This window comes from Phaeobacter sp. NW0010-22, from assembly GCF_040365955.1.
GTDB lineage: Bacteria > Pseudomonadota > Alphaproteobacteria > Rhodobacterales > Rhodobacteraceae > OMPR01.
In genome coordinates this window covers 296,415-320,598 of sequence record NZ_BAABWT010000006.1, presented here as the reverse complement: position 1 = coordinate 320,598, position 24,184 = coordinate 296,415, and the positions used below count along the sequence as shown (strand labels likewise).

The following is a 24,184-nucleotide window of genomic DNA, read 5'->3' as shown; positions in this document are numbered from 1 at the left end:
GACCATGGATGCGCGTGCTATTATTGCCAAGTTGCGGCGCCAATTGGTGCCGGACGCTGATGAGATGCGCTGGTTTGCGCAAGGGTTGGCCGATGGCGGCGTTTCCGATGCACAGGCCGGCGCCTTTGCCATGGCGGTGTGCATGGGGGGGCTTGATGCCTCAGCTCGGGCTGCTCTGACACTTGCCATGCGCGATAGCGGTGATGTTTTGACATGGGATTTGGACGGTCCTGTGATTGACAAGCATTCCACGGGTGGTGTCGGGGATTGCGTGAGCCTTGTTCTGGCACCTGCCTTGGCTGAGTGCGGCGCATATGTCCCGATGATTTCTGGCCGTGGGCTGGGGCATACAGGTGGCACGCTCGACAAGATGGAGGCCATCCCCGGGGTCACGACCCAAGTGTCCGAAGACCGCCTTGCGCAGATTGTGGCGGATACAGGGGCGGCGATCGTGGGTGCAACGGCGCAAATTGCACCGGCTGATAAACGCCTTTATGCGATCCGTGACGTGACCGCGACGGTTGAAAGCCTTGATTTGATTACGGCGTCGATTTTGTCAAAGAAGCTGGCGGCCAGTCCGGATGCGTTGGTTTTAGACGTCAAAGTTGGCAGTGGTGCCTTCATGAAAACCCTTGCGGATGCGCGCGCTCTGGCGTCTGCCTTGTCTGAGACGGCGAATGCGACGGGATGCAAAACCTCGGCGGTAATCACAGATATGAACCAACCATTGGCCGGGTCGCTTGGAAACGCGTTGGAAGTTGCCGAAGTCATGCGCGCGCTCACCAGCGGCAAGGCGAACGCCCTTGCTGAACTTTCGGCAGTATTGGGGGGCGTGTTGTTGGCGGATGCAGGGCTGGCGCAAAATGCTGACCATGGTCGGGCGCAGATTGCTGAAGTTATCCGCAACGGTGGGGCCGCTGATCGCTTTGGTCGCATGATTGCTGCCGTGGGTGGCCCGGTTCAATTTGTCGACAGTTGGGCGCGCTTTTTGCCTGAGGCGAACGTGATTCAAGAGGTCTCTGCCCGCAAGGCCGGATATGTCACCGCAATTGATGGCGAAGCTTTAGGGCTGGCCGTGGTGGCTTTGGGTGGGGGGCGTCAAGTGGAAAGCGACGTGATTGATCCCGCAGTGGGCCTGTCAAATATGGTTCGCCTGGGCGATAAGGTCGATCCCGCAACACCGTTGGCGGTCATTCACGCCGCACGTGAAGACGCGGCGCAATTGGCAGACTCTGAAATCCGCAAAGCGATTTCTATCGGGCCAAAGCCTCTCGCCATTCAGCCCCTTATCCATGAACGGATTCTGGCATGACGCGGGCCTTTCTGGTGGTCATGGATTCTGTTGGCATAGGGGGTGCATCGGATGCTCATGCTTTTTTCAATGGAAAGACGCCCGATACTGGTGCGAATACCATGGCCCATATCGCGCAAGCCTGTGCAAACGGCTTAGCCGAAGAAGGGCGCACAGGCCCGCTGAATGTGCCACATCTCGATGCCTTGGGCTTGGGGGCAGCCGTGGGGTTGGCCTCGAGAGATGCGACGCCGGGACTAGGGGTCGAGCCCACGGGACTTTGGGGATGTGCGCAAGAACATTCGCTTGGCAAGGATACGCCTTCAGGGCATTGGGAATTGGCTGGCGTGCCCGTGCCGTGGGAATGGCACTATTTCCCGGATACCACACCGGCGTTTCCGTCTGAGTTGACACAGGCCGTAATTTCACACGCCGGCGTGCCCGGGGTTCTGGGGGATTGTCACGCCTCAGGAACAGCAATCATTACCCAATTCGGTGCAGAGCATATGCAGAGCGGCAAACCGATTTGCTATACCTCTGCTGACAGCGTGTTTCAGATCGCGGCGCATGAAGAGACGTTTGGCCTAACGCGGTTGTTGGATTTGTGCAAAGCGCTCGCCCCTCGCCTTCATGCCATGAAAGTGGGTCGTGTAATTGCGCGCCCCTTCGTTGGCACGCCTGAAGAGGGTTTTACCCGTACGATCAATCGCAAAGATTTTGCAATCGCTCCCCCGGCGCCGATCCTGACCAATTGGGCACAAGATGCGGGTCGCAAGGTTTATGGTGTCGGAAAAATCGGCGATATCTTTACAATGCAAGGGATCGACGACTTGCGAAAAGGTAGCGATGCCACCTTGATGCAGCATTTGCAGGACCTCGTGCACGATGCCGAGGACGGTAGCCTGACCTTTGCTAACTTCGTGGAGTTTGACAGCCTTTTTGGCCACCGTAGGGATATCAGCGGATATGCACGCGCGTTGGAATGGTTCGATACCGCGATCGGCGGGGTTCTGAAGAACTTGAAACCTGAGGACATGTTGGTTCTGACAGCCGATCATGGAAATGACCCCAGCTGGGTCGGGTCTGACCATACCCGAGAACAAGTCCCCGTTCTGATAGCCGGGCGCGGCACCGGGTCGATTGGTAAGGTCAATTTTGTCGATATTGCCGCCAGCGTTGCCCACCACCTAAATATACCGGCGCAGGGGCCGGGGAGGAGTTTTCTATGACGGTAGCGGATCTTCCCAAGGTCGAATTGCACCTGCATCACGAAGGTGCCGCACCGCCCGCGTTCATTCGCCAGTTGGCGCATGAAAAGAGGGTCGATTTGAGTGGGATTTTCACCTCAGACGGTGCCTATAATTTTCGCGATTTCACTCATTTCTTGTCGGTATACGAGGCCGCAAGTACGGTCTTGACCGGCCCCGAGGAGTTTCGCCGCCTGACCCTTGCGATCTTAGAGGAGAGCGCCGCGAATGGCGTCGTCTATTCAGAAACGTTTCTGAGCCCCGATTTTTGTGGTGGCGGGGATCTACATGCATGGCGTGATTATTTGGCTGCCATTCAGGACGCTGCCGCTGAAGCCGAAGCAAAGCATGGCATCGTTCTGCGCGGTGTTGTGACTTGTGTGCGCCATTTTGGACCGGACAAGGCCAAGGCGGCGGCGCTCTGTGCGGCAGAAACTACGGGCGATTGGGTCGTTGGGTTTGGAATGGGCGGAAACGAAGGCGTCGGAAAACAAGGCGATTTCGGATGGAGCTTTGATTGCGCGCGCGAAGCAGGGCTGCGGCTGACCACGCATGCTGGTGAATTTGCCGGCCCTGATAGTGTGCGTGATGCGGTGCGGATCTTAGGCGTTGAACGGATCGGTCACGGGGTACGGGCCATCGAAGATCCCGATCTTGTGCACGAGCTGGCAGATCGCGGAACCACGCTCGAGGTTTGCCCCGGTTCCAACATCGTTTTGGGATTGTATCCGAACTTTGCTGCGCATCCGATTGCTCGATTGCGAGATTCCGGGGTGAAAGTAACAGTCTCAACTGATGATCCGCCGTTTTTCCACACCACTATGCGCCGTGAATATGAGATGCTGCATGAGGCATTTGGATGGGCCAAAGAAGATTTCGCCGCTTTGAATGCAACTGCACTTGATGCGGCTTTTTGTGATGACAACACCCGAGATCGGGTCAAAAAGAAACTGGAGACAACATGAGCGACCACCTGACTGTCGTCGATCACCCGCTGGTTCAGCACAAACTCACCTTGATGCGGGACAAAGGCACCTCGACCGCTGGGTTTCGGCAACTGCTACGCGAAATCACTCAGTTGCTGGCGTATGAAATCACGCGCGAAATGCCATTGACCACGCGCCAAATTGAAACGCCGATGGAAGAAATGGATGCGCCGATCCTTGCGGGCAAAAAGATGGCGCTTGTGTCGATTTTGCGAGCTGGCAATGGCATGTTGGATGGGGTCCTCGAACTGGTCCCTTCAGCGCGTGTGGGGTTTGTTGGCTTGTATCGAGACGAAGAGACACTGAAACCTGTTCAGTACTACTTCAAAGCCCCCGAAGGCTTGAAAGACCGTTTGGTCATTGCCGTGGACCCAATGTTGGCCACGGGTAACAGCTCGGCAGCGGCGATTGATCTGCTGAAAGAGGCTGGGGCGGTTGATATTCGGTTCTTGTGTCTGCTGGCGGCCCCCGAAGGCGTTGCCCGGATGAAGGAAGCACACCCCGATGTTCCGATCGTTACGGCATCACTCGATCGTGAGCTGAACTCAAAAGGCTATATCATGCCGGGGCTTGGCGATGCCGGGGATCGGATGTTCGGGACAAAATAAGGCGAATCAAAGGCAAAGCGCGCTTTACTCAAGGACAGAATTGCTGCATCCTGACCTCCATATCTTGTGGGGGCAGTCATGAGAATTACAAGAGTTATTGCAGTTACCATCATAGGTGCAACCTTCGGGTTAACATCCTTGCAGGCTCAGACCCTGCGTAAAGCCGCGCCGCCTGCGGAATTTCCTCCTGCCTCCTTTAAAGGGAAGCAGTATGTAGACAGCCGTGGATGTATCTACATCCGGGCGGGTATCGACGGGAACGTCACGTGGGTTCCACGCGTTGCGCGGGATCGTCGACAGGTGTGTGGATATAAGCCCACAGCCGTCGCTGGAGGGTCCGCGCGATCCACAACCAAGCAAGCGGCAGCGCCCACAGTGATCACCAATCCGTCAGGGCCAACAGCTGCACCTGCCAAGCCAAAGGCACAGCCCAAGCCAAAGACCGCTGCGGCTACCACTGTGGCGGCGCCCAAGCCTAAGACGACCACAACGACGCGAACAACAACGACGACGACACGCACCACGACTGCGCCGGCCACCACTGCTGCGAGGACAACGCGCAAGCCGGTGCCAACGATTGCAACGACAACCGTCGCGCCAAAGACACAAAAAACAACGCGTTCCGTTGCGCCAACCACAGCCATCGCTCCCCGCACGGTTCCAGCGAGCAATGGGTGCTCCAATGCGTCGTCCTTTAGCCAGCAGTTTATCAACAAAAAGGGTGTCCGTTGTGGACCACAGGCCGAGTCTCCGGTCACGCCGGGTCGGGGCGGATCGCGGAACTCTTCCGAGCTGATTGCTCCTGCGACGTCCGCGACAGGCGCGACCACACAGGTTGCTCAGCTCACACCCAATACACGGGTTGTGCGTCGCCATGTGTACCAAAACCGTCACAACACAACCAATGTCTCTGTCCCCAAAGGTTATCGTCCTGTTTGGAAAGATGATCGTCTAAATCAGCACCGGGCTGAGCGGACCGCGAGACCATCGGTTGTGAGCGGCACCTATATCGCTCCAAATGGGTATCGTGCTGTTGAGCGTGAAGATGACCGATTGAACCCGAACCGGGGCGTTCGCACTGCCGCTGGGGATGCTCAGACTGATCAGATTTGGCAGCGCACAATCCCGCGTTCGCTTATCCCACTCGAACAAACACCCCCGGTCGTTACTTTGCCAGAGGGGGCTGTGGCCTATTCGGACGCTGCATCAGCCCCAACCTTGTTTCGGATTTCGACCCGGTCCGCGCCGGATGCGAGCGTTGCACAGGCTAAGCCAACGCCGACAGCAACACGGTCCTCTTGGGTGCGGGTAGCGACGTTCAAAACGGATGAACAGGCTCGCCAAGTGGCACAGTCTCTTGCGTCTCAAGGTTTGCCGATGAGATTGGGCACTGTAAAACGGAAGGGCACGGCGTATCGCGTCGTCTTAGCAGGTCCTTTTGGAACTTCAAAACAGACACAATCGGCCTTATCCCAAGTGCGCAGCGCGGGATACAATAACGCCAAAGTCAGCAAATAAGATTAATCAGAACCTAAGTAGGAAAAAGGTCACCCGACAACTCCTGTTTCGATCTTTCCAGAAGGGTTTTCCGCAGTGTTGACCTTTGATTAATTCTAACGTTCATGAAGCTTAGAAACCGCTAAATCTGAAGCCGAAAAAGCTGGTGGACGAATTTTGAGATCTCTTACCTAGTTTTCCGTTTTCAATGCAAGATTCTTGCATTGCCCACTAATTCTTGCGGACACCACAGGCCTTTGTGTTGCACCCAAATTAGGGCCCTGCCGCGTATGCCATGATAGGCATTCCTCGTTTAGCCTCCATCTAGGTGGGAGGCGTCACTGACGAAGGTGGCTATCACTACTCGCCGCAGATATTTTGCAGCAAAACCCAATCCCGATCTGAAAGCACAGGCTCTAAAGTGCGTCCAGCCATCGGGTCCGCCTCAATCAAGCCAATCACCGCTTCGCCTGTGATGTCGCGCGCATAGGCGTAGGGCGAGGTTGGGATGGCGGACTGCGCAAAGATGTTCAGCACTTCTGCCTCAGGCAGCTCAGGACGGGGGGCAGAAAGAATACGCTCCGCGTAATGATCTAGAATCTCCGAAGTCAAAATACCAGTTGTCAACAATCGGAAAGAGGCAGAAGGGCCGGCTTCGTCCAACAGCTCGGCCAGTGGATCGAGATGTTGCGCACGGGCGCGTTCAACCAAAACATATCCAGCTGCGACAGCGGGGTCTTCGTGATCTTCGATTAAGGTGCGGTTGAGTAACACGATACCACCGGGCAGATGTAAGCTGTCGGCAACACCACCCGGCAACACAGCAAGCCGCCGCACGCCGGTGCGCTGCGCAAGCTTGTTCAAAACACCCTGGGTTTCTTCGCTGTGACAGACAGTTCCTGCGACACGCTCGATGCGATCTAGAACTGCGCGTCCAATTTCCTGTCGTTTGATTTCGGGAACCACGGATACCACATGACGTTGTAACGCACCAGGAAGCCAAAGCAACAAGACGGCCATGACCACGGTTACAACACCAGCTACGCTCATCCAGCGTAACCTTCCGGGGCGCGGGCGCGTGCGTTCGATGGCACGATGAAGTCGCTCAATCGCTTCGATCATCGTTGTCTCCGAACCTTCCAGCTCAAGCGTCTCTCCGGGATCTCCGTCCGGATGGTAGATAGCAGGAAAACTGCCCGGATTTTGCCGTTCCAGCGCGGCTAATGACCAATGCGTCAGCGCCTGATCATTAAAGTCGGAGATTGTCAGAGTGGCATCGCCTATGGAAATGACGACTTCGCGCCTTTGCTCCTCAGGTGAGCGGCGCCATAGACCGGTTGCCTCGATCCGTTCGTATTGTTTTAGAGCTGTCATTCTGGCTGAGTGTGCCTGTGCTTTTTTGAAAGCTTAGCATGGCCTTGGTGGGGGCAGCAAACACCTAGCACAGGAATGTGACGATGACGTGAGAAAGCCAGTGGCTGTTTGATCTACAGTCGTAAATTGTTTGGGATGTCGCAGACGGACCAGCACACGGTAATCCGTAGCACTAGGGAGAGAGCATGCATACCAGCCAAAAAGACTCTCCCGTATCTGCAGCGATTTTTATGATTGCTGCCATGGCCATAATTGGGATCATCGACAATTACATTGCCCGCTTAGCCGACACGATCGGCTTGTGGCAGTTCCACTTTTTGCGGGGTGTTATGATGCTCCCGTTGATCGTCATTATGTCTCGGATTGGCTTGGGTCGACTGGCGCCCAACCGGGGATGGGCCGTCGCCGTTCGTAGTCTCGCGCTGGCTGTGGGGATGTTGTTCTATTTCAGCGCCTTGGCCTTGATGCCAATTGCGCAGGCGCTTGCAGGGTTATTCACTTCGCCGATCTTTATCCTGCTGATTACAACGTTTGTGCAGAAACGCCGGATTGGTCCGTGGCGCATTGTGGCTGTTGGATTGGGCTTCATCGGTATTCTGAGCGTTCTACAACCAAATCCTCAGGATTTTGACGCCATGGTTTTGCTGCCCGTCGCAGGTGGTTTTTTCTATGCACTGGGCGCAATCGCCACCCGAACTTTGTGCGAAGGCGAGAGTACAGTTGCCCTCTTGGGAGGGATGATGCTGTCCCTATGTTTGCTTGGCCTAATTGGATTGCTTGTTTTGGCGGTTGTTCCATTACAATCGGTGCCAGGCCCTGCTGGCTTTGTGACGCGGGGATGGGTTTGGCCGATGGAAGATGCCTTGCCATGGGTCATCTTGCAGGCCTTTGGGTCCGTGATCGCCGTGTTCATGTTGGTAAAGTCCTATCAATTGGGCGACGCCACCTATGTTTCGGTGTTTGAATATTCTGTGATGATTTTTGGCCCTGTTTTCGCCTGGATCGCTTTTGGGCAGGCGCTTGGTGTTTGGCAGATCTTTGGGATTGGCCTGATTGTCTTTGCAGGTGGTATCATTGCCATCCGATCGGGGAGCGAGGGGGTTCAGCTTGAGGCAAAACCGGGCTAATCTAAGGCATGATTATCTCGACCGGTCGCGGCTATATTTTTGTACATATTCCCAAAACCGGTGGGACCTCTCTGTCTTTGGCACTGGAGGCACGTGCGAAAAAGGATGATATCCTGATTGGGGACACGCCCAAGGCCAAGCAAAGGCGCAAGCGCGTACAGGGGATCGAAACGCACGGGCGGTTGTGGAAGCATTCAACCCTAACGGACATAGATGGATTGGTGTCTATCGAGGATATCCAAGCGCAGTTTTGCTTTACACTGGTACGCAATCCATGGAACCGCGCTGTGAGCTATTATCATTGGCTTCAGAAGCAAACGTTTGATCATCCTTCGGTTCAGCTTGCGAAGTCGCTGAATTTTGGAGCTTTTCTGACGCATCCGGATACTTTGATCGCGTTTCGTAGGTCACCTGCATGTAGCTATATGCAAACTGTGGATGGGCAAGTGAAATGTGATTTGTACATTCGGATCGAACATTTTCATGAAGATGTTAAACCGCTGCAAGAGCATCTGGGATTCTCGTTAAAGTTACCGCATGAGAACAAGTCGGAACGTAAGTTGGACTACCGAGGATATTACAGCGATCAGAGCGCGGAGTTACTGGGGGCAGCTTGTGCTCAAGATATTTCGCAGTTTGGGTACCGTTTTTGAATTGTGGCAGGTTTGTTGAGCCAGCCGCGTCAATCCCATGACTTTGTTGTGCATTGTCTGGAAATGTCTGAACAGTGCCACAATCATGCCCTTTTCTCGGCCTGAATCGGTCTCTCGAATCAGGCTTCCTATCTGAACAATATGGTTAATCCGGCAAGCCACGATTTGCTGCTGCCACAACAAGGGAAGAGGCGCGTGTTCGGGTGGAAAGAGAAGTGGAGCCGTAGGGTTCCGGAAATGGCGGATGACGCCATCGACGAAGGTATTTTGATAACCGGCCAGTCTGGTTTTCTAACGGGAACGCAAGTCGTATCCAATCTGGGTTGGCGATCAGTCGAGGCTTTGTCCATCGGAGACAAGGTGTTGACATTTGATCATGCCATGCAGCAGATCAAGGGTATCAAGCGTGAAACGCTGTTCATGCAAGACATGATTGTTCCGAAATCCCGCAGGCCAGTTCTGGTGCCAGAAGGGGCTTTGTTTAACCGGCGTGAGTTATGGTTAATGCCTGATCAGGGCATGCTGGTTGAATGCGAGGCCGCGCTAGATGCGTTAGGGGATCCGTTTGCCGTCATCCCTGCGCGCCTGCTGGAAGGGGTGCGCGGAATTGAAGCGGGTATTCCAGGCCAACGGGTTGGGATTACGACGCTGACATTTGAACAAGATGAGGCGATCTATGTCGAAGGTGGCATGCTCGCGCATTGTCCCTTACCGCAGCCGCTTCTGTTTGAAGAAGGGGCGCTGAGCCCAACATTGTACGATGTCTTGGACGGTGATGCGGCTCGGATGTTGGTCGAACATTTGCGGGATGAAAATGACATTCGCGCCTTGGCCAGTCATCCAGACGAGTTGCCGAGCCTGAAAGTGAAGCCTGTGCACCCAGATCGCGGTTTGCGGATCTGACCAAAACTAAATTCGGTCGTCCCGAGGTCCGGGATGCCATCCCTCGGCCTCACGAAGAAACCGGCGCATCAAGTATGCGCCGGTTTTTTTAACTTACGCCGCGGACTTTGCGTCCGGGTTGAAGCGGCCATAAAAGGTCTGACCCTTTTCGGCCATTTCCCGCAGCAGCGGTGGGCAAGCAAACCGATCGCCGAATTTGGCGGTCAGCTGATCACAACGCTCGGCCGCATAGGGCGCGCCGATGATGTCGAGCCAGCTGAGCGGACCACCAGACCAAGGCGCAAAGCCCCACGCCAGGATCGCACCAACGTCCGCTTCGCGGATGTCTTCGACGACACCTTCTTCCAATGCGCGCACGGCTTCCAGCACCTGTGCGAACATCAGACGTTCCTGTACTTCGATCAGATCGGGCTGTTCATCGGCCAGCGGATACTTATCGTGGATACCCTGCCAATATCCAGTGCGCTTGCCCTTTTCGTCATAGTCGAAATAACCCGCTTTGGATTTACGACCTAAACGACCCTCTTCCTCCATCCAAACGATCAGATCGTCGGCTTCAGATGCAGGATAGGTGTTACCCATGGCGGCTTTGGTGGCCTTCATGATGCGTACGCCCAGATCGATCGAGGTCTCGTCACCCAACTGCACAGGACCAACAGGGAAGCCAAGCTGACGCGCCGCGTTGTCGATCAGAACGGGGGCGACGCCTTCTGTGATCATGCGGGTTGCTTCGTTGCCATAAGGAATGATGCAACGGTTGCAGTAGAAGAAGCGCGCATCGTTGACAACGATTGGCGTTTTGCGGATCTGACGAACATAATCCAGCGCCTTAGCGACGGCACGATCCCTGGTTTCCTTGCCTTTGATGATCTCGACCAGCAGCATTTTCTCAACTGGTGAGAAGAAGTGGATGCCAATGAACTGATCGGGACGCACGCTTGCCTTGGCCAGACCGGTGATCGGCAAGGTCGAGGTGTTCGACGCAAAGATGCAATCTTCGGGGATGATCGCCTCGACCTTTTTGGTCATGTCAGCCTTGACCGCTGGGTCTTCAAATACGGCCTCAATGATCAGATCACAGCCTTTGAGCTGCTCCAGATCCGGGGTCGCAGTGATGCGGCCCAACATGGCGTCTTTCTTCTCTTGGGTAACCTTGCCGCGCTTCATGCCCTTGTCGAGGTACGCTTCGGTATAGGCCTTGCCCTTGTCGGCAGCTGCCTGATCACGGTCGATCAAAACAACTTCCATACCGGCCTGAGCAGAAACCAACGTGATGCCGGCCCCCATCATGCCAGCGCCCAGAACGCCCAGCTTTTTGACGCGCTGATCGGCGACATCCTTGGGACGCACAGCTCCTTTTTCCAGCGCTTCTTTGTTCAGAAACAGCGAGCGGATCATGGCACCGGACGACGGGTTCATCAAAACAGAGGTGAACCAGCGCGCTTCGATTTTCAGAGCAGTGTCAAAGTCGACCAACAGCCCTTCGTAAACCGCGCTCAGCAGCGCTTTGGCTGCGGGAAATGCGCCTTGGGTTTTGCCGTGAACCATTGCTGCGGCACCAACAAACGTTGGGAAACCCGCGGGCGAGTAGGGCGCGCCGCCGGGGATCTTGCCGCCTTTGGCGTCCCAGGGTTTGACGATGTCGGCGTCTTTCGCATTCAGAACCCATTCACGGGCTGCGGCGACTGGATCGGCCACAACTTCGTCAACCATGCCCGCGCCTTTGGCTTTCTTCGCGTCCAGCATCTTACCTTCGAGCAGCAAAGGCGAAGCCCCCATTGCGCCCAGTTTTCGAGCCAGACGTGTGGTACCACCCGCACCGGGAAAGATCCCGACGAGGATTTCAGGCAATCCGTACTTGGCTTTGGGGTTTTCGCTGACGAAAATGCGGTGTGTGGCCAGCGGCAGTTCTAGGCCGATGCCGGCAGCAGTGCCAGGCAAGGCGGCTGCGATTGGTTTGCCACCTTTGTTGGTCTTTTTGTCCATGCCAGCGCGTTCGATTTTGCGCAGCAGGGCGTGCATTTTCATCGTGCCTTCAAACAGGCCTTTTGCCGGGTCGTCGCCCGCCTGTTCTTTCATCACGGCCAGCAGGTTCAGGTCCATGCCGCCAGCAAACGAGCCTTCTTTGCCGCTGGTGATCACGATGCCTTTGACGGCTTCGTCTGCCAGTGCGTCATCAATACAGGCGTCCAACTGGGCCAGGCCGTCGAACGACATCACGTTCATGGTCTTGCCGGGAACATCCCAGGTGATGGTTGCGACGCCGTCTGCGTCTTTGCTCAGTGTAAATTCACTCATTGGTGTCTCCGATCTGGTCAGCCGTTAGAGGGCTGCCATCCTTGCGGGTGAACGCGGAGCCAGTGGCATCCTGCTTCACCATCATGTCGATATCGCTGTAATAGCCAGTCTCGGTCGGGGTTCGCGTGCCCACCACCAGAAAGGTTGTGGGCGCATCGGTGGTGTTGATCAGGTGATGGCCGTTGGCCTCACCTGCCGGGAACGTGGCGCAATCGCCGGGCTGCATCTGATGTTCACCTTGATCGTCGACCAAGGTGCAGGTGCCGCTGATCACGATGGCAAATTCATCCTGCTCCATATGGTAATGGCGTAGGGATGATAATCCACCGGGTTCAAGCCGCACCATGTTGACCCCGTACTGGGTCAACCCGCCTGCATCCCCAAGACGCTGGACAAACCGACCAGCGCCCGCCTCAGCCAGCTTACCGGGATACCCGGAGCCACCTTGGAAGGGAATTTGCGACAGATCCAGCTTTGGCATTAGACGCGCTCGATGATTGTGGCGGCACCCATACCGGACGCAATACACAACGTGGCAAGACCCATTTCTTTGTCCTGACGCTCCAGCTCATCCAGCAACGTGCCGATGATGATCGCACCGGTTGCACCCAATGGGTGACCCATTGCGATAGACCCACCATTGACGTTGACCAGCTCGGGGTCGACATCAAACGCCTGTTGGAACCGCATGACAACGCTTGCAAAGGCTTCGTTGACTTCGAACAGATCCAAGTCGCTGATGTTCATCCCGTTATCCGCAAGGATCTTTTGCGTTACAGGAACTGGACCGGTCAGCATGATGGTGGGGTCGGTACCGATCTTGGCAGTCGCTTTGATGCGGGCACGTGGTTTTAGGCCATGTTTCTCGCCGAACTCTTTGTTGCCGATCAAAACAGCGGCCGCGCCATCCACGATACCGGACGAGTTGCCCGCATGGTGGATGTGGTTGATCCGTTCAAGATGTGGGTACTTCAGCATGGCGATCTTATCAAAGCCCGGCATCTGCTCGCCCATCATCTGGAACGCAGGGTTCAGACCGCCAAGGCTCTGCATGTCTGTCTGGGGGCGCATGTATTCGTCGTGATCCAGAATGGACAAACCGTTCTGATCTTTGACGGTGATCACCGATTTTGAGAACCGGTTTTCGTCCCACGCCTGTTTCGCGCGGCGTTGGGATTCAACCGCCAATGCATCCGCCTGATCACGGGTAAAGCCATACTCGGTCGCGATGATGTCTGCCGAAATCCCCTGAGGAACGAAATAGCTGTCCATTGCAATGGATGGATCAACCGCGATCGCGGCGCCATCGCTGCCCATGGGCACGCGCCCCATCATTTCAACGCCGCCTGCGATATAAGCATCGCCCGCGCCGCCTTTGACTTGGTTTGCCGCCAGATTGACAGCTTCCATGCCGCTGGCGCAGAACCGGTTGATCGACAGACCCGGGATCGACTGATCCAGTTCCGAGGCCAGAACAGCCGAACGCGCCAGACACGCGCCTTGTTCCATAACCTGGGTGACATTGCCCCAGATCACGTCCTCAACAGCGTGGCCTTCGAGGTTATTCCGCTCTTTGACCGCATTCAGGGTCAGGGCGCTCAGGCGCAACGAGGTCACCTCGTGCAGCGCACCGTCCTTGCGGCCTTTGCCACGCGGTGTGCGCAGTGCATCATAAATATAAGCTTCGGTCATAAGGGGCTCCTCAAGCTCGATCTGACGGGTTGCCCGGCATCAGATCATAGGGGTGTTTCCAGCCAGGTGTTGCGCTCAGGCGCGTCAACCAGGCATCGATATTCGGCCAATCCGCACGGTCAAAACCGAACGGTTCGTCGTAGAAAAGGTAGCCGCAGCAGCTGAGATCGGCATTGGTCATGCCATCCCCTACGATCCACTCGCGGCCCTCTAGGTGTTTATCCAGCGTGTCGTATGCCGCTTTTAGGCGACCTTGATTGAACGCGATGACTTCCTGCGGCCGCTTATCCTCGGGCAGGAAGTTCATCAGGAAACGGGTCAAGCCAGCCATCGAGCTGAACTTGTGATTGTCCCACAGAACCCAGCGGAAAATCTCGTAGTTCTCTTCGGAGGTTTGACCGCCGAATTTACCTGATTTTTCGGTCACATAAGCCTGAATGGCACCGGATTGCCCGGTTTTGAAGTCACCATCGACCAGAAATGGGGCTTCACCCAGTTCGTTCAGTTCACGAAACTCCGGCGTGCGGGTTTCGCCGTTGAAGAAGTCAACAAAAACCGGCTCCCACTCCAACCCGCTGAGTTCGAGGGCAAGTGCAGCTTTGTAGGAGTTTCCGCTTTCTCCAAAGCAATACAGTTTGATTGTCATATCGCGCCCTCCCTAGGCGGTTATGTTTCTGCGTCGGGCGTGCCGTCGCAGGCGTTCAACGGTGCAAAGTCGTGCGTTCCCAAAGGGCGGCTTAACGCTTGCGATCTTCAAGCTCTGCATTGAATAGACGCAGCCGGTGAGTCAGGTTTTCCTCGTGAATCACACTGTTGAAATTCTCAAACAGAAACGAAAGCGCTTCGCCTTCATCCAACCCTGCTTCTTTTGAAAAGCTTCTGAGTTTGCGATACCCGTCTTCGGTCATGGCAACGGGAAAGCGGCGGGTCAGGCGGAAACGTTTTGGCATCAGGTCCTCTGGTGTATTGGCTTCGGGCAAATCAGCCCGAAGCCAGTTTGCCGTTTAGAAGTTGACGGCGTCCAGTGACATAACAGTGTCACCACCGCTTTGGATGCGAGTCAGGTGCATCGCAGTCGCGGGCAGGCGGCGCGCCATGTAGAAACGACCGGTGGTCAGTTTGGTTTCATAGAACGCTTTGTCTTCGGCTCCGTTTGCCAATGCGTCCAACGACGCCTTGCCCATGCGGGCCCACATCAGACCCAGGCAGACGTGACCAAACATGTGCATGAAGTCATAAGAACCGGACAATGCATTGTTTGGGTTGGTTGCATTTTGCATGAAATACATACCAGCGGCTTGCAGATCCTTTGAGGCTGCTTTCAGCGGCTCAAGGAAATCACGATCAAAAGCTTCATCCTGACCAGAATTTTCTTTGATATAGGATTTCACCATTTCAAAGAACGCCATCACATGTTTGCCACCATCGGCGGCCAGCTTACGACCCACCAGATCCAAGGCTTGGACACCGTTGGCACCCTCGTAGATCATTGCGATTCGGGCATCGCGTGTGTACTGCGACATGCCCCATTCTTCGATGTAGCCATGGCCGCCATAAACCTGCTGCGCCTGAACGGTCATGTCATAGCCTTCGTCAGTCAGGAAGCCTTTGATAACCGGCGTCAGCAGCGAAATCAGACCGTCTGCATCTTTATCTTCCTTCCGGTGCGCAGCATCGATCATCGACGCGCCCCACAGAATGAACGCGCGCGCGCCTTCGATGAAGGATTTCTGATCCATCAGGTTGCGGCGAATATCTGGGTGCACGATTAAGGGATCGGCAGGGCCTTCGGGGTTCTGAACACCGGTTACAGCACGGCCCTGAAGGCGGTCCTTGGCGTATTCCACAGCGTTTTGATAGGCGGCATCTGCTTGGCACAGGCCTTGCATGCCGACACCCAAACGGGCCTCGTTCATCATGGTGAACATGGCGCGCATACCTTTATGCTCTTCACCCAGCAGGTACCCAACGGCACCGTCATAGTTCATCACACAAGTGGAGTTGCCGTGAATGCCCATTTTTTCTTCGATCTTGCCAACGGTGGCTGGGTTGCGATCGCCCAGCGAGCCGTCTTCGTTCACAATGTACTTGGGCACGATGAACAGCGACACGCCTTTGATGCCTTCGGGGCCCCCAACGATTTTCGCCAAAACCAGATGCACGATGTTGTCGGCCATGTCGTGGTCACCAGACGAGATAAAGATCTTTTGTCCGGTGATTTTGTACGAGCCATCCGCCTGCGGCTCTGCTTTCGAGCGCATCAGGCCCAGATCGGTGCCGCAATGCGGTTCCGTCAGGTTCATTGTGCCAGTCCAGTCACAGCTGACCATCTTGGGAAGGTACGTGTTTTTCTGCTCGTCCGTGCCGTGCGCCAGAATGGCCGAAGCAGCACCGTGGGTAAGACCCTGATACATGGTGAATGCGCTGTTCGATGCCGAGAACATCTCTCCAACCGCTGTACCCATCACGTACGGCATATTCTGACCGCCAAATTCTTCGGGCATGTCCAGACCGGTCCAACCGCCTGCTTTGACCTCTTCGAATGCCTCTTTAAAGCCAGTCGGAGTGCGAACGACGCCATTTTCGAGACGGCAGCCTTCGGTGTCTCCGACGACATTCAGCGGATGAAGAACATTGGAGCTGATCTTACCCGCTTCTTCGAGAATGGCGCCGGTGAAATCTGCGTCTAGCTCGTTATATCCCGGGATATCCGATTGGGAGATTTTGAGAACATCGTGCAGCAAGAACTGAGTGTCTTTTGTCGGGGCATTGTAAATGGGCATGAAGAGGATCCCTGAGATTTTGGTGAAGAGGAGAGGAGGCTGCTTATTCAGCAGCCTTTTCGGATTTTTCCATCGAGGCGATAATGTTTTCGCCCCATTTGAGTTGCTCTTTCAGGTCTTCGATCGCCTGATTTAGCTCATCACGTTGAGAAACCATGTCAGCCAACCGCTCACGGGCAATTTCATACGTGCGTGAATACTGTGTCAGCTGCTGGTCGTCTGTGTTGTACAAATCCAGGAGCTGTCGAATTTGCTCGAGGCTAAAGCCAAATCGCTTGCCCCGCAGGATCAATTTCAACCGTGCACGGTCGCGTTTCGTGAACAGGCGCTTTTGGCCCTCACGAAATGGGAACAAAAGTTCCTTGGATTCGTAAAACCGCAGGGTGCGCGGTGTCACATCATATGCGTCGCACATCTCGCGGATTGTCATTGTGTCATCAGTCATGTCTCGAACTCTCATCACATGCGTCATGAAGGTGAGGTGTTGTCTCGGTTTTCAATTTACAACATTGGTTGACGTTCGCGTAAGCCGAACGCTGCGTCACGAAGTTCTTGACGTAAGATCAAAACGAAATGTCCATGTTCCACGCAGGAAAGTTTCGCCCCGAATAGAAGCGTTTGCGTGGTGCTTTGCATGGGATTTCTGTTTAACGACCTGAATGACCGCCGCGCGGGCCAGAGTAATATTGACGTCGGGCGTCTCTCTCTGCAGCGACTTTGGCGTCCCAATTTGATTGAGAAATTCCAGCGGGTGCTGTGCCATAGCCGTTCGGGCCCGTATCACAGGCGGACAGCGCAAAAGCTGCACAAAACAGAATCACAATGTGGGAATGTCTCATGTTCACTCCTTATCTGTGGTTTCAGCAGCCTTTAAAACGATTCCGCTGCCAAGGCAGAATGGCCCGACAGCGATCACGTGACAATCAACTTAGGCAGCACTCACCAGAATGTGCACGGCTCATTTGCGGACGTGAAACCGCCGCAGACCTAAGAGATCTTACCTGCGGCCAGGTCCTGTTTGGTTTCTTCGCGTAGCTGGATGAGCTCATTCATGGCTTCTTCGAGCTGCTGTTTTTGTGATTCCAGCTCACTCAGCTGAACCTCGGCATTGCGCACAAAGGCTTCCATCTGAGCAAGGTTGCCTTCGTGTTCGTAAATCAAAAGCCACTGACGAATCTCTTCTAGCGGAAAGCCGAATCGACGCCCCCGCATGATCAATTTCATCCGAGCACGTTCGCGGGCACCATAATAGCGGGACCGGCCTTCGCGATCTGGTTGCAAAAGCTCGATGTATTCATAATACCGAAGCGTGCGCGGCGTGACATCAAATTCAGCGCACATCTCCTTGAATGACAGGCGTGTGTCAGACATTAGCAATCTCCTTGCGCGCAACCTATGGCGTCGTTCCGTCAAGCGCAACAGGTGGGCTTGCCCTTTTGTCGAATGGCCGGTCATAAAGGGACAACCCTAAGGTAGGACGCGGCGCATGATCGACAAAGTCAAACTGGCTCGACAATTTATTCAAGCAATTCCCCATGCAAAGGCGCTTGGCCTCGAATTGACTCATATCGACGGCGGAACGGCAACAATTTCAATGCCATATAGTGATCAGCTGGTTGGCGACCCACGCAGTGGAGTCATTCATGGTGGGGCGGTTTCAGCAATGATGGACACCTGCTGTGGGGCCGCTGTGATGAGCCACCCTGCGGCTCCTGCGGGAACAGCAACAATTGATCTTAGGATTGATTACATGCGCGCAGCTACGCCTGGGCAGGCAATTGTCACGACGGCTACGTGTTACCACATCACGCGAAATGTTGCGTTTGTTCGGGCGACGGCTACGGATGATGATTCAGACAATCCCGTCGCCACAGCCACTGGCGCATTCACAGTGGAGTCCCGCTAATGGCCCGTTCCAAACCCGAACCGATGCAAGTTGTCAAAAAACGCCGCGACGAAACGTTAAACGCATTGGTCGAAGGGATTCCCTATGTTCAATTTCTGGGGATCACATTTGATCGGCGCGGGGATGAGCTGACAGGCGTTTTGAACTTTGATGACAAATTGATTGGAAATCCGTTTCTGCCTGCGCTGCACGGAGGCGTTACGGCGGCGTTTCTCGAAGTGACCTCAATTATCACGCTCAGCTGGTGGCATTTGTATCCCTTGATTGAAGCCGGGGATTTGACGCCAGAGGAGGTGCGATCAGGCGATGCGCCCGATTTCCCCAAAACGATTGATTTTACCGTCGATTACCTGCGGTCTGGCCTGCCGCGCGACGCCTATGCACGTGCAACCGTAAGTCGGTCTGGGCGGCGCTATGCATCTGTGCGTGTCGAGGCTTGGCAAGACAACCACGATAAGCTGTTCGCACAGGCAACAGGGCACTTCTTAATGCCCAACGTGAAGCCCCTAAAAACGGATTGATATCGTTGTGAGGCTGGACCCAAACCCAATTACGCATCGCCGCGTTTTGTACATTGCCGTGCCCATTGTGTTGTCCAATGCAACCGGTCCCATCTTGGGGGCTGTGGATACTGGCGTGGTTGGGCAGCTTGGGGCAGCTGCCCCGATTGGCGCTGTGGGCATTGGCGCGATCGTGCTGTCGGCCGTTTATTGGATCTTTGGGTTCTTACGGATGGGAACGACGGGTCTGACCAGCCAGGCGTTTGGGGCGGGCAACCGGGCCGAAGTCGCAGCTTTGCTCACCAGGGCCTTGTTGATAGGTGGCTGCGCTGGCTTGGCGATCATCGCGTTGCAAATTCCCATGCTCTGGGCTGCCTTCCAGATCTCCCCGGCAAGCGCCGAAGTCGAAGGGCTCACCCGTGACTACATGCAGATCAGGATTTGGTCTGCGCCGGCGGCCATTGCGATGTTTGGCATTACCGGGTGGCTGATTGCGCAAGAACGCACGCGCGCCGTTCTTGTCATTCAGTTGTGGATGAACGGCTTGAACATCGCTCTGGATTTCTGGTTTGTGCTGGGGTTGGGGTGGGGCGTTTCCGGCGTTGCGTTTGCCACGTTCTTGGCCGAGTGGAGTGGGCTTGCATTGGGGCTGTGGTTCTGCCGAGATACGTTTGCCCGGCCAGATTGGCGGCATTGGGGGCAGGTGTTTGATGCAGCCCGTCTTAAACACATGGTTTCTGTCAATGCGGACATTATGGTGCGTTCGCTGATGTTAGAGGCGATGATCGTGTCTTTCATGCTGTTTGGAGCCGGATTTGGCGACGTTACTTTGGCTGCCAATCAAGTGCTGATGCAGTTTTTGATGATCACGGCCCATGCCATGGATGGCTTTGCTTTCGGTGCCGAAGCTTTGGTGGGCCAAGCGATGGGGGCGCGGCAATTGGCGGTGCTCAGGCGCTCTGCTTGGATGTGTAGCCTTTGGGGGCTTGTGGTGGCCGGTCTTCTTTCAGCCCTGTTCGCGATTTGGGGCAGTGGGATCATTGAAATCATGACCACCTCAGAGGACGTCCGTGCGTTTGCGCGTCTCTATTTGCCTTACTTGATCGCAACCCCAGTTGTGGGCTGGGCTGCCTTCATGCTCGACGGGATCTTTATTGGTGCAACCGCAACTCGCGACATGCGCAACATGATGGTCGTCAGCTTTGGCATCTATTGTGTTGCGGTGGTTGTATTGGTTCCAACGCTGGCCAACCACGGTCTATGGTTGGCCTTGTTGATTTCTTTTGCCGCGCGCGGCATCACGCTTGGGCTGCGCTACCCGGCCTTGGAAGCACGGGTCAACGCCGCTTAAAGCAATTCAAGTAACGCTTCGGTGGGGCGCCCAATTCGGGCGCGGTCCCCATTGATGGCGATGGGGCGTTCAATAAGGGCTGGGTGTTTCGCCATAGCAGTAAGCAATGCTTCATCTGCATCTGTTTTGCTCAGACCCAGCTCTTTAAAGATCGCATCTTTGGTCCGCATCATCTCGCTAACCGCAGGATTCCCAAGCGCGACCCTTGTGGCCATCAACGTTGCCAGATCTGGGCCATCTTCCAGATATTTGCGGACCGTTACGTCCGCACCACGCTCTTCCAGAAGAGCTAAGCCGGCCCGAGATTTCGAACACCGCGGATTGTGCCAATATTCAATCACAGCCAATCCTCGCGTTTGCTACCGACCGCATCTGCAACGGTTTTAAACCCGTCACGTTCCAACAGTGTGTCCAGACCGCGCGCAATATCCGCAGCAAGGGACAGACCACCAAAGACCATCGCAGTATAAAGCTGAACTGCAGACGCCCCAGCGCAAATCTTGGCATAGGCCTGATCGGCGGAGCTGATGCCACCAACGCCGATTAACGGCACATCGTCATTCAACAATTTGCTCAGGCGTGCAACGACGCGGGTCGATTTTTCAAACAACGGTGCACCAGATAACCCACCAGCTTGATCCCGGTGGCTGCTTTGCAATCCCTCGCGTGACAGAGTTGTATTGGTCGCTATGACCGCGTCTACCCCAGTGTCACGGGCAACATCGGCAATATCGGCCAGCTCTTCGTCGGTCAGATCAGGGGCGATTTTCAGAAAGACGGGCAGGGCGCGTGGCAATGTATCCCGGGTTTCGATGACCCCGGCCAGCAGGGCCGTCAAAGCGGCCTTACCCTGCAAATCGCGCAGCTTTTCCGTGTTGGGTGATGACACATTGACGGTCGCAAAATCCAAATGCGCTGCGCAATGGGCCAGAACACGGGCAAAATCGGCGGGGCGATCTTCGCTGTCTTTGTTTGCACCCAAGTTCAGGCCGATTACTGCGTTTTTGGGGCGCTGTGCCAGACGGGCACCAATGGCCTCCATGCCTTCGTTATTGAAACCGAACCGGTTGATCGCAGCCTTGTCTTCGGTCAGGCGAAATAGGCGCGGTTTTGGGTTGCCGGGTTGTGGGCGCGGGGTGGCGGCGCCGACTTCGATAAAGCCAAAACCAGATTGCGCAAGCGGCGCAAGCGCTTCGGCGTTCTTGTCAAATCCAGCAGCTAGACCAACCGGGTTTGGCAGGCTCAGGCCGGCGACGGTTGTGCGCAAACGATCTGATGTCACGGGGCCCGGTGTCGGCGTTAAACCCGATTTCAGCGCCTTTATCGAAAGGCCATGGGCCGTTTCCGGGTCAACTTTGTGCAGGGCGGCAAGGCCCAGCCGTTCTGTCAGGTTCATCCGAATGTCCCCCCGGTTTCAGTCGCGCCGCACCGGATCAGGCGAGATGTTTCAACGGCGGCTTGGCGATGAACAACTGCTTTTTGATAGTTAGGGTCGCTAACCATGGCGAGAAAGGCATGCGCATCAGGGTAACGTGCCACAAACACTTGATCCCATACCTCGTCGCCGGGTCCGATCAAGGTTGTTTCAAACCCGCCACGCCAGATGATCTTACCGCCTAGGTTCGCGAATATCGGGCCGCTTTCTGCACCATAGTTGGCATATGCTTCGGCGCCGCTCAATTTTTGATCGGCCAAAGAGTGGCCCTCTGGATAGGTCGCAGTGTCTTTGAACCGAACCAGATTAAGCATCTCGATCGGATGATCCCGGTCCAAGTTTTTGAAGGCTTCGAATTGGGCGCGATCCGGATCGATGTAGCGGGTCATAGCATGTCCTCCGGAAACTGGTGCATGCCATCTACAAATGGCAAGTCTGTCGCCCATATCACATCTGACATGCGCAACACGCGATAAAGGTGCGGGAATTCCGCCCCTCCACGGGACACTTCCCATTTCAGGTCATCGCCCATTGAATCACCTTCGCAGGCCAACAGGGTTAATCCTGTGACGCCAGCGAAATGCTTGGCAGCAGTTTCCGCAGCCTGCGTCGCAGTTGAAAAGTGAACAAACCCGTCGCTCAGATCAATCGGAGCCCCGCTGGTTTCGCCCTCGGCCTGCAGCGCGGCCCATTCGTCCGCGCGAAAGATTTTATAGATCAGCATAGGGGGGTGATGCCTTGGCCAGACATGGGAATCAAGCGTCAATCCGCCCCAAATTCCCCCTACGTCGCTTGACAGGACCTTTGACTCCGCAGGCTTGGCAGCGCACGATCTAGGAAAAAAGAAACAACTGGGAGAGTTAACATGTTGACCCGATTTCTAACTTCGGTTGCTGCGTTGGGCCTGACGGCTGGCATGGCGGCGGCTGAATACAAGCTAACCATTTTACACACCAATGATTTTCACGCGCGATTTGAACCGATCAGCAAATACGACAGCGGTTGCCGGGATGGCGACAACGCCGAAGGCAAGTGTTTTGGTGGATCTGCACGACTGGTAACAGCAATTGCAGACGCACGTGCTCGGGCCGGAAATTCCGTACTTGTGGACGGTGGTGACCAATTTCAGGGCTCGCTGTTTTACACTTATTACAAAGGCAAAGTTGCTGCCGAGATGATGAACAAGCTCGGCTATGATGGGATGACTGTCGGCAACCACGAGTTTGACGATGGCCCCGAAGTTCTGCGTGGGTTCATGGATGCTGTTGGCTTCCCTGTTCTGATGTCCAACGCGGATGTCAGCAAAGAACCGCAACTGGCGGATACGCTCAAGAAATCGACGGTGATCGAAAAGGGGGGGGAAAAGATCGGCCTGATTGGTCTCACTCCTGAAGATACGAATGAGTTGGCCTCGCCGGGACCGAATATCACCTTTAGCGACCCGATCGCTGCGGTACAGGGCGAAGTGGACAGGCTGACGGCTGAGGGTGTGAACAAGATCATTGTGCTCAGCCATTCTGGATACGCAGTTGACCAACGTGTGGCTGCGGGAACCACAGGCGTTGATGTTATCGTTGGTGGGCATTCCAATACCTATTTGTCCAACGTCGCTGAAAAGGCAGTGGGTCCGTATCCCACGGTCGTTAATGACGTGCAGATTGTTCAAGCCTATGCTTACGGCAAGTTTCTGGGTGAACTGAATGTTACGTTTGATGATGATGGCAACGTGACTGCTGCATCGGGTGAACCGCTCATTATGGATGGCTCCGTGTTTGAGGACGGTGAAACGGTTGCTCGGATCGCTGACTTGGCCGAACCTCTGGATGAAATTCGAAACAAGGTCGTTGCAAGCGCTGCGACGGCTATCGAAGGGGATCGCGCGGTCTGTCGCGCCGGAGAATGCCAGATGGGCAATCTTGTTGCTGACGCGATGCTAGAACGTGTAGCAGATCAGGGCGTGACCATCGCAATTTCCAATTCAGGAGGCATTCGAGCCTCCATTGATGCGGGAGATGTCACGATGGGCGAAGTCCTGACCGTGCTGCCATTCCAAAACACGCTCTCTACATTCGAGATAAGTGGTAAAGTGCTTGTCGAAGCACTTGAGCATGGGGTTAGCCAGGTTGAGGAATCCAAAGGCCGGTTCCTGCAGGTCGCTGGTATGACATTTGTCTGGGATCAATCCATAGCGCCAAACGAAGGGCGTATCTCTGAGGTCATGGTTGCGAGCGAAGATGGCTTCGTACCGATCGATCTCGCGCAGACCTATCTAGTCGTAACCAACGACTATGTGCGTAAGGGCGGCGATGGTTTCAAAATGTTCGCGGGGGATGACAAAAACGCCTATGACTTTGGCCCTGATTTGGCCGATGTCACAGCCGAATACTTGGCTGAGCATGCGCCTTATCAACCCTATGTGGATGGCCGTATCGTTCAGAAATAATCCAGTTTTTGGACTTAGTATCAGCGGTCGCGCCAATAGGCGCGGCCGTTTTCATTTGGGGTCTGGCCATCCATCCATACGTAAGTTTAG

At 55.2% G+C, this 24,184-nt stretch carries 27 protein-coding genes; 12 read left to right on the top strand and 15 right to left on the bottom strand.

Annotation, left to right across the window (positions count from 1 at the left end; translation table 11 throughout):
* Positions 1-4: 4 nt before the first annotated feature.
* Genes ABWV33_RS15310 through upp form a run of 4 tightly spaced genes read left to right on the top strand, consistent with a single transcriptional unit; the run spans position 5 to position 4,132 of the window.
* Complete coding sequence (locus ABWV33_RS15310; RefSeq protein ID WP_353331967.1) at positions 5-1,312, top strand: thymidine phosphorylase; 1,308 nt, start codon at positions 5-7, stop codon at positions 1,310-1,312.
* On the top strand, positions 1,309-2,520 hold the full coding sequence (locus ABWV33_RS15305; RefSeq protein WP_353331965.1) for a phosphopentomutase: 1,212 nt from the start codon (positions 1,309-1,311) through the stop codon (positions 2,518-2,520). Before ABWV33_RS15310 ends, ABWV33_RS15305 begins: the two co-directional genes overlap by 4 nt.
* The gene (locus ABWV33_RS15300; protein ID WP_353331963.1) at positions 2,517-3,503 is read left to right on the top strand and encodes an adenosine deaminase; all 987 of its coding nucleotides are present in this window, start codon (positions 2,517-2,519) and stop codon (positions 3,501-3,503) included. The genes ABWV33_RS15305 and ABWV33_RS15300 overlap by 4 nt, the downstream gene beginning before the upstream one ends.
* Entirely contained in the window at positions 3,500-4,132 is a 633-nt protein-coding gene (gene upp, locus ABWV33_RS15295) for a uracil phosphoribosyltransferase (protein ID WP_113825889.1), read from the top strand. Before ABWV33_RS15300 ends, upp begins: the two co-directional genes overlap by 4 nt.
* A 233-nt stretch (positions 4,133-4,365) precedes the next feature.
* Here upp and ABWV33_RS15290 read toward each other — a convergent pair whose 3' ends face one another.
* Entirely contained in the window at positions 4,366-4,962 is a 597-nt protein-coding gene (locus tag ABWV33_RS15290; RefSeq protein ID WP_353331961.1) for a hypothetical protein, read from the bottom strand.
* A gap of 163 nt (positions 4,963-5,125) precedes the next feature.
* Here ABWV33_RS15290 and ABWV33_RS15285 point away from each other — a divergent pair, with 163 nt between their 5' ends.
* Positions 5,126-5,650, top strand: a complete 525-nt coding sequence (locus ABWV33_RS15285; RefSeq protein WP_353331959.1) for an SPOR domain-containing protein — start codon at positions 5,126-5,128, stop codon at positions 5,648-5,650.
* 339 nt (positions 5,651-5,989) lie between these two features.
* On the opposite strand, the gene ABWV33_RS15280 is transcribed toward ABWV33_RS15285, so the two are convergent.
* A complete protein-coding gene (locus tag ABWV33_RS15280; RefSeq protein WP_353331957.1) occupies positions 5,990-7,003 on the bottom strand; it encodes a hypothetical protein in 1,014 nt (337 codons plus the stop codon).
* A 185-nt stretch (positions 7,004-7,188) separates the two neighbouring features.
* Here ABWV33_RS15280 and ABWV33_RS15275 point away from each other — a divergent pair, with 185 nt between their 5' ends.
* From ABWV33_RS15275 to ABWV33_RS15265, 3 genes are all read left to right on the top strand, one after another.
* Positions 7,189-8,130 (top strand): DMT family transporter, encoded by a 942-nt coding sequence (locus ABWV33_RS15275; protein ID WP_353331955.1) that lies wholly within the window; start codon positions 7,189-7,191, stop codon positions 8,128-8,130.
* Positions 8,131-8,138: 8 nt separating this feature from the next.
* Entirely contained in the window at positions 8,139-8,783 is a 645-nt protein-coding gene (locus ABWV33_RS15270; RefSeq protein WP_353331953.1) for a sulfotransferase family 2 domain-containing protein, read from the top strand.
* A 237-nt stretch (positions 8,784-9,020) separates the two neighbouring features.
* Entirely contained in the window at positions 9,021-9,686 is a 666-nt protein-coding gene (locus ABWV33_RS15265) for a Hint domain-containing protein (protein ID WP_353331951.1), read from the top strand.
* A gap of 93 nt (positions 9,687-9,779) precedes the next feature.
* Here the strand turns inward: ABWV33_RS15265 and ABWV33_RS15260 are convergent, their stop codons facing one another.
* From ABWV33_RS15260 to ABWV33_RS15220, 9 genes are all read right to left on the bottom strand, one after another.
* Complete coding sequence (locus ABWV33_RS15260) at positions 9,780-11,984, bottom strand: 3-hydroxyacyl-CoA dehydrogenase NAD-binding domain-containing protein (protein ID WP_353331949.1); 2,205 nt, start codon at positions 11,982-11,984, stop codon at positions 9,780-9,782.
* Positions 11,977-12,465: a cupin domain-containing protein gene (locus ABWV33_RS15255; RefSeq protein WP_164622404.1), complete on the bottom strand. Its 489-nt coding sequence runs from the start codon at positions 12,463-12,465 to the stop codon at positions 11,977-11,979. The genes ABWV33_RS15260 and ABWV33_RS15255 overlap by 8 nt, the downstream gene beginning before the upstream one ends.
* Positions 12,465-13,676: an acetyl-CoA C-acetyltransferase gene (locus ABWV33_RS15250; RefSeq protein WP_113825897.1), complete on the bottom strand. Its 1,212-nt coding sequence runs from the start codon at positions 13,674-13,676 to the stop codon at positions 12,465-12,467. Before ABWV33_RS15250 ends, ABWV33_RS15255 begins: the two co-directional genes overlap by 1 nt.
* 10 nt (positions 13,677-13,686) lie before the next feature.
* Positions 13,687-14,322: a glutathione S-transferase family protein gene (locus ABWV33_RS15245; RefSeq protein WP_353331946.1), complete on the bottom strand. Its 636-nt coding sequence runs from the start codon at positions 14,320-14,322 to the stop codon at positions 13,687-13,689.
* A gap of 91 nt (positions 14,323-14,413) precedes the next feature.
* Positions 14,414-14,626 (bottom strand): hypothetical protein, encoded by a 213-nt coding sequence (locus ABWV33_RS15240; protein WP_113825899.1) that lies wholly within the window; start codon positions 14,624-14,626, stop codon positions 14,414-14,416.
* A gap of 54 nt (positions 14,627-14,680) precedes the next feature.
* Positions 14,681-16,459: an acyl-CoA dehydrogenase C-terminal domain-containing protein gene (locus ABWV33_RS15235; RefSeq protein ID WP_353331944.1), complete on the bottom strand. Its 1,779-nt coding sequence runs from the start codon at positions 16,457-16,459 to the stop codon at positions 14,681-14,683.
* Between the two features lie 43 nt (positions 16,460-16,502).
* A complete protein-coding gene (locus ABWV33_RS15230) occupies positions 16,503-16,904 on the bottom strand; it encodes a MerR family transcriptional regulator (protein ID WP_113825901.1) in 402 nt (133 codons plus the stop codon).
* A 202-nt stretch (positions 16,905-17,106) separates the two neighbouring features.
* Positions 17,107-17,298 (bottom strand): hypothetical protein, encoded by a 192-nt coding sequence (locus ABWV33_RS15225; protein WP_147232909.1) that lies wholly within the window; start codon positions 17,296-17,298, stop codon positions 17,107-17,109.
* Positions 17,299-17,446: 148 nt separating this feature from the next.
* Positions 17,447-17,830, bottom strand: a complete 384-nt coding sequence (locus ABWV33_RS15220; RefSeq protein ID WP_113825903.1) for a MerR family transcriptional regulator — start codon at positions 17,828-17,830, stop codon at positions 17,447-17,449.
* 115 nt (positions 17,831-17,945) lie between these two features.
* On the opposite strand from ABWV33_RS15220, the gene ABWV33_RS15215 reads away from it, so the two are divergent.
* From ABWV33_RS15215 to ABWV33_RS15205, 3 genes are read left to right on the top strand one after another with little or no spacing between them, the layout of a single operon-like run.
* On the top strand, positions 17,946-18,365 hold the full coding sequence (locus ABWV33_RS15215; protein WP_113825904.1) for a PaaI family thioesterase: 420 nt from the start codon (positions 17,946-17,948) through the stop codon (positions 18,363-18,365).
* Entirely contained in the window at positions 18,365-18,886 is a 522-nt protein-coding gene (locus ABWV33_RS15210; protein WP_164622406.1) for a PaaI family thioesterase, read from the top strand. Before ABWV33_RS15215 ends, ABWV33_RS15210 begins: the two co-directional genes overlap by 1 nt.
* A gap of 7 nt (positions 18,887-18,893) precedes the next feature.
* Positions 18,894-20,216, top strand: a complete 1,323-nt coding sequence (locus ABWV33_RS15205; RefSeq protein WP_353331941.1) for an MATE family efflux transporter — start codon at positions 18,894-18,896, stop codon at positions 20,214-20,216.
* Here the strand turns inward: ABWV33_RS15205 and arsC are convergent.
* Genes arsC through ABWV33_RS15185 form a run of 4 tightly spaced genes read right to left on the bottom strand, consistent with a single transcriptional unit; the run spans position 20,213 to position 22,375 of the window.
* Entirely contained in the window at positions 20,213-20,557 is a 345-nt protein-coding gene (gene arsC, locus ABWV33_RS15200; protein ID WP_353331939.1) for an arsenate reductase (glutaredoxin), read from the bottom strand. The genes ABWV33_RS15205 and arsC overlap by 4 nt on opposite strands.
* Positions 20,554-21,612, bottom strand: a complete 1,059-nt coding sequence (locus tag ABWV33_RS15195; protein ID WP_353331937.1) for a quinone-dependent dihydroorotate dehydrogenase — start codon at positions 21,610-21,612, stop codon at positions 20,554-20,556. The genes arsC and ABWV33_RS15195 overlap by 4 nt, the downstream gene beginning before the upstream one ends.
* Positions 21,609-22,040 carry a DUF1330 domain-containing protein gene (locus tag ABWV33_RS15190; RefSeq protein ID WP_113825909.1) on the bottom strand — a complete coding sequence of 144 codons (432 nt, stop codon included), beginning with the start codon at positions 22,038-22,040 and terminating at the stop codon, positions 21,609-21,611. Before ABWV33_RS15190 ends, ABWV33_RS15195 begins: the two co-directional genes overlap by 4 nt.
* On the bottom strand, positions 22,037-22,375 hold the full coding sequence (locus tag ABWV33_RS15185) for a DUF952 domain-containing protein (protein ID WP_353331935.1): 339 nt from the start codon (positions 22,373-22,375) through the stop codon (positions 22,037-22,039). The genes ABWV33_RS15190 and ABWV33_RS15185 overlap by 4 nt, the downstream gene beginning before the upstream one ends.
* A 141-nt stretch (positions 22,376-22,516) precedes the next feature.
* Between ABWV33_RS15185 and ABWV33_RS15180 the strand changes: the two genes are divergently transcribed.
* Complete coding sequence (locus ABWV33_RS15180; RefSeq protein ID WP_353331933.1) at positions 22,517-24,094, top strand: bifunctional metallophosphatase/5'-nucleotidase; 1,578 nt, start codon at positions 22,517-22,519, stop codon at positions 24,092-24,094.
* The last annotated feature ends 90 nt before the right edge of the window (positions 24,095-24,184 follow it).

Bases quoted from the DNA above. Each gene is read 5' to 3' on its own strand.
- ABWV33_RS15185 (WP_353331935.1), bottom strand. From the start codon at position 22,375: ATGCTGATCTATAAAATCTTTCGCGCGGACGAATGGGCCGCGCTGCAG.
- ABWV33_RS15180 (WP_353331933.1), top strand. From the start codon at position 22,517: ATGTTGACCCGATTTCTAACTTCGGTTGCTGCGTTGGGCCTGACGGCT.
- upp (WP_113825889.1), top strand. From the start codon at position 3,500: ATGAGCGACCACCTGACTGTCGTCGATCACCCGCTGGTTCAGCACAAA.
- ABWV33_RS15245 (WP_353331946.1), bottom strand. From the start codon at position 14,322: ATGACAATCAAACTGTATTGCTTTGGAGAAAGCGGAAACTCCTACAAA.
- ABWV33_RS15235 (WP_353331944.1), bottom strand. From the start codon at position 16,459: ATGCCCATTTACAATGCCCCGACAAAAGACACTCAGTTCTTGCTGCAC.
- ABWV33_RS15190 (WP_113825909.1), bottom strand. From the start codon at position 22,040: ATGACCCGCTACATCGATCCGGATCGCGCCCAATTCGAAGCCTTCAAA.
- ABWV33_RS15265 (WP_353331951.1), top strand. From the start codon at position 9,021: ATGGCGGATGACGCCATCGACGAAGGTATTTTGATAACCGGCCAGTCT.
- ABWV33_RS15275 (WP_353331955.1), top strand. From the start codon at position 7,189: ATGCATACCAGCCAAAAAGACTCTCCCGTATCTGCAGCGATTTTTATG.
- ABWV33_RS15230 (WP_113825901.1), bottom strand. From the start codon at position 16,904: ATGACTGATGACACAATGACAATCCGCGAGATGTGCGACGCATATGAT.
- ABWV33_RS15270 (WP_353331953.1), top strand. From the start codon at position 8,139: ATGATTATCTCGACCGGTCGCGGCTATATTTTTGTACATATTCCCAAA.
- ABWV33_RS15215 (WP_113825904.1), top strand. From the start codon at position 17,946: ATGATCGACAAAGTCAAACTGGCTCGACAATTTATTCAAGCAATTCCC.
- ABWV33_RS15255 (WP_164622404.1), bottom strand. From the start codon at position 12,465: ATGCCAAAGCTGGATCTGTCGCAAATTCCCTTCCAAGGTGGCTCCGGG.
- ABWV33_RS15260 (WP_353331949.1), bottom strand. From the start codon at position 11,984: ATGAGTGAATTTACACTGAGCAAAGACGCAGACGGCGTCGCAACCATC.
- ABWV33_RS15225 (WP_147232909.1), bottom strand. From the start codon at position 17,298: ATGAGACATTCCCACATTGTGATTCTGTTTTGTGCAGCTTTTGCGCTG.
- ABWV33_RS15195 (WP_353331937.1), bottom strand. From the start codon at position 21,612: ATGAACCTGACAGAACGGCTGGGCCTTGCCGCCCTGCACAAAGTTGAC.
- ABWV33_RS15220 (WP_113825903.1), bottom strand. From the start codon at position 17,830: ATGTCTGACACACGCCTGTCATTCAAGGAGATGTGCGCTGAATTTGAT.
- ABWV33_RS15300 (WP_353331963.1), top strand. From the start codon at position 2,517: ATGACGGTAGCGGATCTTCCCAAGGTCGAATTGCACCTGCATCACGAA.
- ABWV33_RS15310 (WP_353331967.1), top strand. From the start codon at position 5: ATGGATGCGCGTGCTATTATTGCCAAGTTGCGGCGCCAATTGGTGCCG.
- ABWV33_RS15305 (WP_353331965.1), top strand. From the start codon at position 1,309: ATGACGCGGGCCTTTCTGGTGGTCATGGATTCTGTTGGCATAGGGGGT.
- ABWV33_RS15280 (WP_353331957.1), bottom strand. From the start codon at position 7,003: ATGACAGCTCTAAAACAATACGAACGGATCGAGGCAACCGGTCTATGG.
- ABWV33_RS15250 (WP_113825897.1), bottom strand. From the start codon at position 13,676: ATGACCGAAGCTTATATTTATGATGCACTGCGCACACCGCGTGGCAAA.
- ABWV33_RS15240 (WP_113825899.1), bottom strand. From the start codon at position 14,626: ATGCCAAAACGTTTCCGCCTGACCCGCCGCTTTCCCGTTGCCATGACC.
- ABWV33_RS15210 (WP_164622406.1), top strand. From the start codon at position 18,365: ATGGCCCGTTCCAAACCCGAACCGATGCAAGTTGTCAAAAAACGCCGC.